Here is a 7,604-nt window from a genome sequence, read left to right as displayed (position 1 = left end):
GCGCCCAGCTTGCTGAGCTCCACCAGGTGAATCGCCCGGTTCTCGTAAACCCAGTCGTGGATCAGCGTCTGGCCTTGCGCACAGGCGGCGATGACGGCGAAGAACGGCAGGTTGTCGATATTGAGGCCCGGGAACGGCATCGGGTGAATCTTGTCCTCATGGGCGTGCAGCTCGGAAGGCTTGACCGTGATGTCCACCAGCCGAGTGAAGCCGTTTCCTGAGCGGTACTCGTCCCCGATGGAGAACTGCAGCCCCATCTCGTGGAGCAGCGCCAATTCGATCTCCAGGAACTCGATCGGGGATCGCTCGATGGTCAGCTCGGAATGCGTGACCACGGCGGCGGTGATCAGGCTCATCGCCTCGATCGGGTCTTCGGAGATGGTGTAGGTGACGTCCTTGTTCAGTTCGGGCTGTCCCTTGATGCGCAAGGTGGTCGTCCCGACACCTTCGATCTCGACACCCAGCATCATGAGGAAGACACACAGGTCTTGCACCATGTAGTTGGGGGAAGCGTTGCGCAGCACGGTCTCGCCGGGGGTCATGGCGGCAGCCATCAGGGCATTCTCGGTGACTGTGTCACCGCGTTCGGTCAGCACGATGGTGCGCTGGGGACGCGAATGCCGCGCGGTCGCCTTGTAGTAGCCCTCCGTCGCGGTCACATCCAGGCCGAAGGCATGCAACGCCTGCATATGCGGCTCGACGGTCCGGGCGCCCAGTTGGCACCCACCTGCGTACGGCAGCCGGAACGAATCGGCCAGATGCATCAGCGGGCCGAGGAACATGATGATGCTGCGGGTACGTCGGGCGGCCGCGACATCCATATTCTCCAGGTCGAGCACCTCGGGGCGCACGATCGTCAGATCGGTGTCATCGGCCGACCACGTCACCTGGACGCCGATGCTTTGCAGGACTTCGATGAGGCGGTTGACCTCCTCGATATGGGCGATTCCGCGTAATCGGGTACGTCCGCGGTTGAGCAGGCTCGCGCACAGCAGAGCCACCGCCGCGTTCTTGGACGAGCGAGTGGCAATCGATCCGGACAGCGAGGTCTCGCCGGTGATCGACAGATTCATCGCGGTGCGCCCGCCCGGCACGATGAGCGGGGATTCGAGGGCTCGAGCGATGCGATTGATCATCTCGAGCGACAGATTCTGGTTGCCGGACTCGATACGGTGGATCGCACTCTGGCTGGTGTTGAGCTGAGATGCCAGCTCGGTTTGAGTGAGTCCGCGTTGCTTACGCGCGTCGCGTACGAGCCGGCCGATGCTGGCTGCCGTGGTCAACTGAGTCACAACGGCAGGATAACTCACATGTGAGTTCGCCGCAACGTATTCGTCGTTCCTTTCCTGGCGGAGGCATCTTGGCGTCCGGATGTCACCGCCGGTCAGGAGATATAGACTCAGCAGACATGAGCTCACATTTCGACGTCGTCGTCCTCGGTGCCGGGCCGGGCGGGTATGTAGCCGCAATCCGCGCTGCGCAACTGGGTCTGAAAACCGCAGTCATTGAGAAGCAATGGTGGGGTGGCGTCTGCCTCAACGTCGGCTGTATTCCTACCAAATCCTTGCTGCGCAATGCCGAGGTCGCCAACATCGTGCTACGCGAGGGCTCGACCTTCGGCATCTCAGGTGACAACATCTCGTTCGACTTCGGCAAGGCCTTCAGCCGCAGCCGCTCAGTCTCGGACCGCATGGTCAAGGGCATCCACTTCTTGATGAAGAAGAACAAGATCACCGAAGTGCATGGCTGGGGCAACTTCGTCGACGCAAAGACGATCGCCGTCGCCGCTGACGACGGCTCGGTTGAGAACGTGACCTTCGATAACTGCATCATCGCCGCCGGCGCCACGGCCAAACTGCTGCCGGGCACCCAGAAGTCGGCCAATGTGCTCACCTATCAGGAGTTGATCCTTTCCGAGCAACTCCCGTCGTCCATCATCATCGGCGGCTCAGGAGCCATCGGCACCGAGTTCGCCTATGTGCTCAACGCGTACGGCGTCGAGGTAACCATCGTCGAGTTCCTCGATCGGATGGTGCCCACCGAAGACACGGAGATCAGCGCCGAACTGTCCAAGGCATACCGCAAGCTCGGCATCAAGGTTCTCACCAGCACCGCGGTCAAGTCGGTCGTCGACACCGGATCCGGCGTCCAGGTCACCGTCGAGCCCGCCGCCGGTGGCCAACAGCAGGTGCTGCAGGCCGACAAGATGCTTCAGGCCATGGGGTTTGCACCTCGGACGACCGGTTACGGACTGGAGGCCACCGGGGTGCAGCTCACCGAGCGCGGCGCGATCGCGATCGACGACTACTGCCGCACCAATGTTCCCGGCATCTACGCGATCGGCGATGTCACCGCCAAGATGATGCTCGCGCACACCGCCGAAGCACAGGGTGTCGTGGCCGCCGAGACCATCGCTGGCGCACAGACCATGCCGGTCAACTACGCGATGATTCCGCGGGCCACCTACTGTCAGCCGCAGATCGGCACCTTCGGCTTGTCGGAGCAGCAGGCCAAGGATGCCGGCTACGACATCAAGGTCACGAAGTTCCCGTTCTCCGCCAACGGCAAGGCGTGGGGCCTCGGCGAAGCCGTGGGCTTCGTCAAGCTGATCACCGAGTCTCAGTACAACGAGATCCTCGGGCTGACCATGATCGGCCCCGACGTCACCGAACTGCTGCCCGAGCTTCAGCTCGCTCAGCAATGGGACCTGACCGCGGACGAGGTGGCACGCGTTGTGCATGCCCACCCGACGTTGTCGGAGGCGCTCAAGGAAGCCGTCGAGGGTGCCGCCGGTCATATGATCAACCTCTGATTCGCAAGGCTTCGAGTCGCCGGCCCGGCCATGGACATCATGTTCTGGGCCGGGCCGGCGGCATGATCAGATGCGCTCCGGTGTGGGTTACGGTTGCATTTCGATCAATCCGGTTCGGTTGAGACAGCGGTGCCGGACTGCAACCGCGTAATAGTCTGCTGCACGACGTTTAGTCAGAAACTTTTTGAAAGAGGTCTTTTTTATGAAGCGCAGTCTCGCCGCTGTTGCGGCAGCCACGCTGTCGCTGTCGCTGCTGGCCGGTTGTGGTGGCGGTTCCAGTTCATCCGATAGCGATTCGGTCAAGATCGGCGTCAACTACGAACTCTCCGGCAACGTCGCAACCTACGGAGATGCGAGTGTCAAGGGCGTCGAGTTGGCAGTCGAGGAACTCAACGCCGCCGGTGGCATCAACGGAAAGCCGATCGAGATCGTCAAGTACGACACCAAGTCCGAGCCTGCCGAGGCGACCACCCTGGCGACCAAGCTGATGACTCAAGACGATGTCATCACCGTGATCGGTCCGGCCACCTCCGGTTCGTTCAAGGCGACCATCCCCGTCGCGAACCAGAACAAGATTCCGGTGGTCTCCGGCTCGGCCACTGCCGAGGACGTCACCGTCAGCAACGGCAAGGTTCAGGAGTACGCCTTCCGCACCTGCTTCTCCGACTCCTTCCAGGGCACTGCGATGGCCAGCTTCGCCGCTGCGCAGCTCGGCGCCAAGACTGCGGTCATCATCAAGGACACCTCCTCCGACTATGCCAAGGGCCTCGCCGAGAACTTCGCCGCGAAGTTCCAATCCGAAGGCGGCACCATCGTGAGCGAAGAGGGCTACGTCGCAGGCGACACCGACTTCCAGGCGATCCTGACTCGCATCAAGTCGCAGAGCTTCGACGCGATCTATCTGCCCGGCTACTACAACGAGGTCGGTCTGATCATCAAGCAGGCGCGTGAGCTCGGCATCACCGCTCCGATCCTCGGTGGCGACGGCTACGAATCGCCGACCCTGCTCCAGTTGGGTGGCGCGTCGGCACTCAACGATGTGTACTACACCAACCACTACTCGCCGCTCGACAGCGACAACGCCAAGGTCACCGATTTCATCGCGGCCTTCAAGGCGAAGTACAACGAAGAGCCCAGCGCTTTCTCCGCTCTCGGCTATGACACCGCTTACTTCGTTGCCGACGCGATCGAGCGAGCCGGCGACCAGCCGACCGGCGAGAGCGTCAAGGATGCCATGGCCTCCACCGTTGACTTCGAAGGTGTGACCGGTACCTTCAGCATCGACGCCAATCACGACCCGGATAAGTCCGCACTGGTCATCGGCCTGACCAACGGTGTTCCGACTTCAGCGGTCCCGGCTGCATAGTTAGGGCAATGCGTGGGGTGGGGGACTGCTGAAAGCGCCCTCACCCCACGATCATGCTCGGGATGGGAAGAACCACATGGATCAAATACTTCAACAGCTGATCAACGGATTGTCGCTGGGCAGTATCTACGCGCTCATAGCGCTCGGCTACACCATGGTCTACGGCATCATCCAGCTCATCAACTTCGCCCATGGCGACGTCTACATGTTCGGCGCCTACGCCGGCTATGTCTGCATGACCCATCTCCATCTGGACTTCTTCATCTCGCTCGTCGTGGCGATGACCGCCTGTGCTGTTCTCGGTGTGATTATCGAGCGGGTTGCCTACAAGCCACTACGTAACTCGACTCGTATCGCCGTGCTGATCACGGCGATCGGCGTATCACTGCTGCTCGAGTACACGATGATGTACTTCGCCGGCGCGGCCGTGCGTACCTACCCGCCGCTGCCCGGGTTCATGAGCGGCTCCTACAACATCGGTGGTGTCACGATCACAGCCCTGCAGCTGATCATCATCACCGTCTCCGTGGTACTGATGCTCGCGCTGCAGTATGTCGTCAAGCGCACCCGCCTCGGCAAGGCCATGCGCGCGGTCTCCCAGGACCGCGATGCGGCCCGTCTGATGGGCATCAGCGTCGACAACACCATTTCGTTCACCTTCGCGCTCGGCTCCGCATTGGCGGGCGCTGCAGGTGTGCTGGTCGGCGTCTATTACAACTCCATCAACCCCCTGATGGGGATCCTGCCCGGCCTGAAGGCGTTCGTAGCGGCGGTGCTCGGCGGCATCGGTCTGATCCCCGGCGCGCTGATCGGCGGCTATCTGATCGGGACCACCGAAGTTGTCGTATCCGGTCTGGGCTTCTCGACCTATCGCGACGCTGCGGTCTTCGCGATCCTGATCATCGTCCTGATCGTCAAGCCCAGCGGTCTGCTGGGCAAGAATGTGCGAGAGAAGGTCTAATGAGTCCCCGTCTGCGCACTTTCCTCGTCCGCACCGCAATGCTGGCGGCCACCTACCTCATCGTCCTGCTGCTGATCCAAACGGGCGTGATCAACGCCTACATCCAGGCCACCATGGTGACCATCTGCGTGAACATCATTCTCGCCGTCAGCCTGAACCTGGTGACCGGTTTCACCGGCCAGTTCTCCCTCGGGCACGCCGGATTCATGGCGGTCGGAGCCTATTCGACTGCGCTGATCACGATGTCGATTCCGACTGTCTGGGGCTTCGTCCTCGGTCTGATCACCGGAGCCGTGCTGTCGGCGGCACTCGGCTTCCTGATCGGTGTTCCGACCCTGCGTTTGCGTGGCGACTACCTGGCCATCGCCACGCTGGGCATGGCGGAGATCATCCGCGTGCTGCTGCTCAACATGGGATTCACCAACGGAGCGGCCGGTCTGTCGGGTATCCCGCAGTTCGTCAACTGGAGCTGGCTCTTCGTGCTCACCGCGGGCAGCGTGGTGCTGATCAGCAACTTCCTCAATTCTCGGCACGGACGCGACTGCATCGCGGTTCGCGAGGATGAGATCGCGGCCGAATCGATCGGCGTGCGCTCCACCCGGGTCAAGACGCTGGCCTTCATGACCGGCGCGTTCTTCGGCGCGATCGCCGGTGGTGTCTACGCGTCCTACTTCTACTTCTTGAAGCCCGACCTCTTCGGCTTCATGCAGTCGATCAACATCCTGGTCATCGTCGTGCTCGGCGGGCTCGGGTCGATCTCTGGCTCGATCATCGCCGCAGTGCTGTTGGCCATCGTCTCGACACTGCTGCAGCCGTTCCCCGAGGTCCGGATGATCCTCTACTCGCTGGTGCTGGTCGTGCTGATGGTCTTCCGTCCGCAGGGCATCATGGGCTCGCGGGAATTGTCGTTGACGTTGTTCCGCAGCCTTCTGCCCAAGCGTGGCACGCAGACCGATGCGAAGGAAGGCGCCATCGCATGAGCCCGATTCTCGAAGTCAAGGATCTCACCCGCAACTTCGGTGGGCTGGCCGCGGTTTCCAACGTCGATATCGCTTTGGAAGAAGGCGAGCTGATCGGACTGATCGGCCCGAACGGCGCGGGCAAGACGACCGTGTTCAACCTACTCACCGGAGTGTATCCGCCGTCGTCCGGGGAGATCCTTTTCAGCCCCGATGGCCAGCCGGCCTCGATCGCGGGCAAGAAGCCTTATGACATCTGCCGGGCGGGCGTCGGGCGCACCTTCCAAAACATCCGGCTCTTCAAGGAGCTGACCGTTCTGGACAATGTCGTGATCGCTCTGGAGCAGAACCAGGACTCTTCGCTGCCGGCATCGTTCTTTCATCTGCCCTCGTGGTCCAAGGCTCGCGAAGAGGCGCTGAAGGGTGCTCGTGAGCTGCTCAAGCTGATGAACCTCGATCACAAGTCGTTCGACCTGGCACGCAACCTCTCCTACGGCGAGCAGCGGCATCTGGAGATCGCGCGCGCCTTGGCGACCAATCCCAAACTGCTCCTGCTCGATGAACCCGCCGCCGGCATGAATCCGGCCGAGACGGCGGGCCTGACCAGACTCATCAGCTGGATCCGGGAGAATTACAAGCTGACGATCCTGCTGATCGAACACGATATGAGCCTGGTGATGAGCATCTGCGAGCGGATCTACGTGCTCGACCACGGCTTGGTCATCTCTTCGGGTACTCCCGATGTGGTGCGTCACGATCCGCGCGTCATTACGGCCTATCTCGGCCAGGAGGCCAGCGATGTTTGAGATCAAGGACCTCAAGGTCAACTTCGGTGGCATCCACGCGCTCAAAGGCATCTCGCTTCGGGTGGACGAGGGTGAGATCGTCACGCTCATCGGCGCAAACGGTGCGGGCAAGACGACGACGCTGCGGACCTCATCGGGGCTGGAGCGCGCGGAATCGGGTTCGATCTGGTTGAACGGCCAAGAGATCACCAAGGTCTCCGCCCAGGACCGGGTCAAGCGAGGCTTGGTCCAGGTTCCCGAAGGGCGCCGGGTCTTTCCTGCGATGACCGTCTTGGAGAACCTTGAACTGGGTGCCTTCCTGCGCCGCAACCGGTCCCAGACTGCCAAAGACATGGACGAGGTCTTCTCCCGCTTTCCGGTCCTGGCCGACCGACGTCAGCAACCCGCAGGCACTCTGTCGGGCGGCGAGCAGCAGATGCTGGCAATGGGACGGGCATTGATGGCCTCACCGAAGGTGCTGTTGCTCGACGAACCATCGATGGGTTTGGCACCACTTTTCGTCCAGGAGATCTTCGACATCATCGCGAATATCAACGCTTCGGGAACCACGATCCTGCTCGTGGAGCAGAATGCGAACATGGCTTTGCAGGTGGCGAGTCGCGCGTATGTCATGGAGACAGGCAAGATAGTTCTCAGCGGCGAGGCCGCTACGCTCCTGGCGGCCGATGAAGTGCGCCAGGCATATCTGGGAGGTTGATCA

7 protein-coding genes are annotated in these 7,604 nt (G+C 61.7%); 6 read left to right on the top strand and 1 reads right to left on the bottom strand.

Annotated elements, in window-relative coordinates:
• Window positions 1–1,292 (bottom strand): helix-turn-helix domain-containing protein (locus AAFP05_RS08500; protein ID WP_341729428.1); only part of this gene is annotated, 1,292 nt, incomplete at its 3' end.
• 116 nt (window positions 1,293–1,408) lie between these two features.
• Between AAFP05_RS08500 and lpdA the strand changes: the two genes are divergently transcribed.
• The 6 genes from lpdA (at window position 1,409) to AAFP05_RS08470 (ending at window position 7,601) form a co-directional block, all read left to right on the top strand.
• The gene (gene lpdA, locus AAFP05_RS08495) at window positions 1,409–2,812 is read left to right on the top strand and encodes a dihydrolipoyl dehydrogenase (RefSeq protein WP_341729427.1); all 1,404 of its coding nucleotides are present in this window, start codon (window positions 1,409–1,411) and stop codon (window positions 2,810–2,812) included.
• Between the two features lie 202 nt (window positions 2,813–3,014).
• Window positions 3,015–4,178 carry an ABC transporter substrate-binding protein gene (locus AAFP05_RS08490; RefSeq protein WP_341729426.1) on the top strand — a complete coding sequence of 388 codons (1,164 nt, stop codon included), beginning with the start codon at window positions 3,015–3,017 and terminating at the stop codon, window positions 4,176–4,178.
• 76 nt (window positions 4,179–4,254) lie between these two features.
• Window positions 4,255–5,139: a branched-chain amino acid ABC transporter permease gene (locus AAFP05_RS08485; protein WP_341729425.1), complete on the top strand. Its 885-nt coding sequence runs from the start codon at window positions 4,255–4,257 to the stop codon at window positions 5,137–5,139.
• The gene (locus AAFP05_RS08480) at window positions 5,139–6,119 is read left to right on the top strand and encodes a branched-chain amino acid ABC transporter permease (protein WP_341729424.1); all 981 of its coding nucleotides are present in this window, start codon (window positions 5,139–5,141) and stop codon (window positions 6,117–6,119) included. Before AAFP05_RS08485 ends, AAFP05_RS08480 begins: the two co-directional genes overlap by 1 nt.
• Window positions 6,116–6,904 (top strand): ABC transporter ATP-binding protein, encoded by a 789-nt coding sequence (locus AAFP05_RS08475; RefSeq protein WP_341729423.1) that lies wholly within the window; start codon window positions 6,116–6,118, stop codon window positions 6,902–6,904. Before AAFP05_RS08480 ends, AAFP05_RS08475 begins: the two co-directional genes overlap by 4 nt.
• Window positions 6,897–7,601: an ABC transporter ATP-binding protein gene (locus AAFP05_RS08470; protein ID WP_341729422.1), complete on the top strand. Its 705-nt coding sequence runs from the start codon at window positions 6,897–6,899 to the stop codon at window positions 7,599–7,601. The genes AAFP05_RS08475 and AAFP05_RS08470 overlap by 8 nt, the downstream gene beginning before the upstream one ends.
• Window positions 7,602–7,604: the final 3 nt, after the last annotated feature.

It is taken from the genome of Brooklawnia sp. (genome assembly GCF_032229645.1).
Lineage (GTDB): Bacteria > Actinomycetota > Actinomycetes > Propionibacteriales > Propionibacteriaceae > Brooklawnia.
This window is presented reverse-complemented; position numbering and strand designations above follow the sequence as displayed.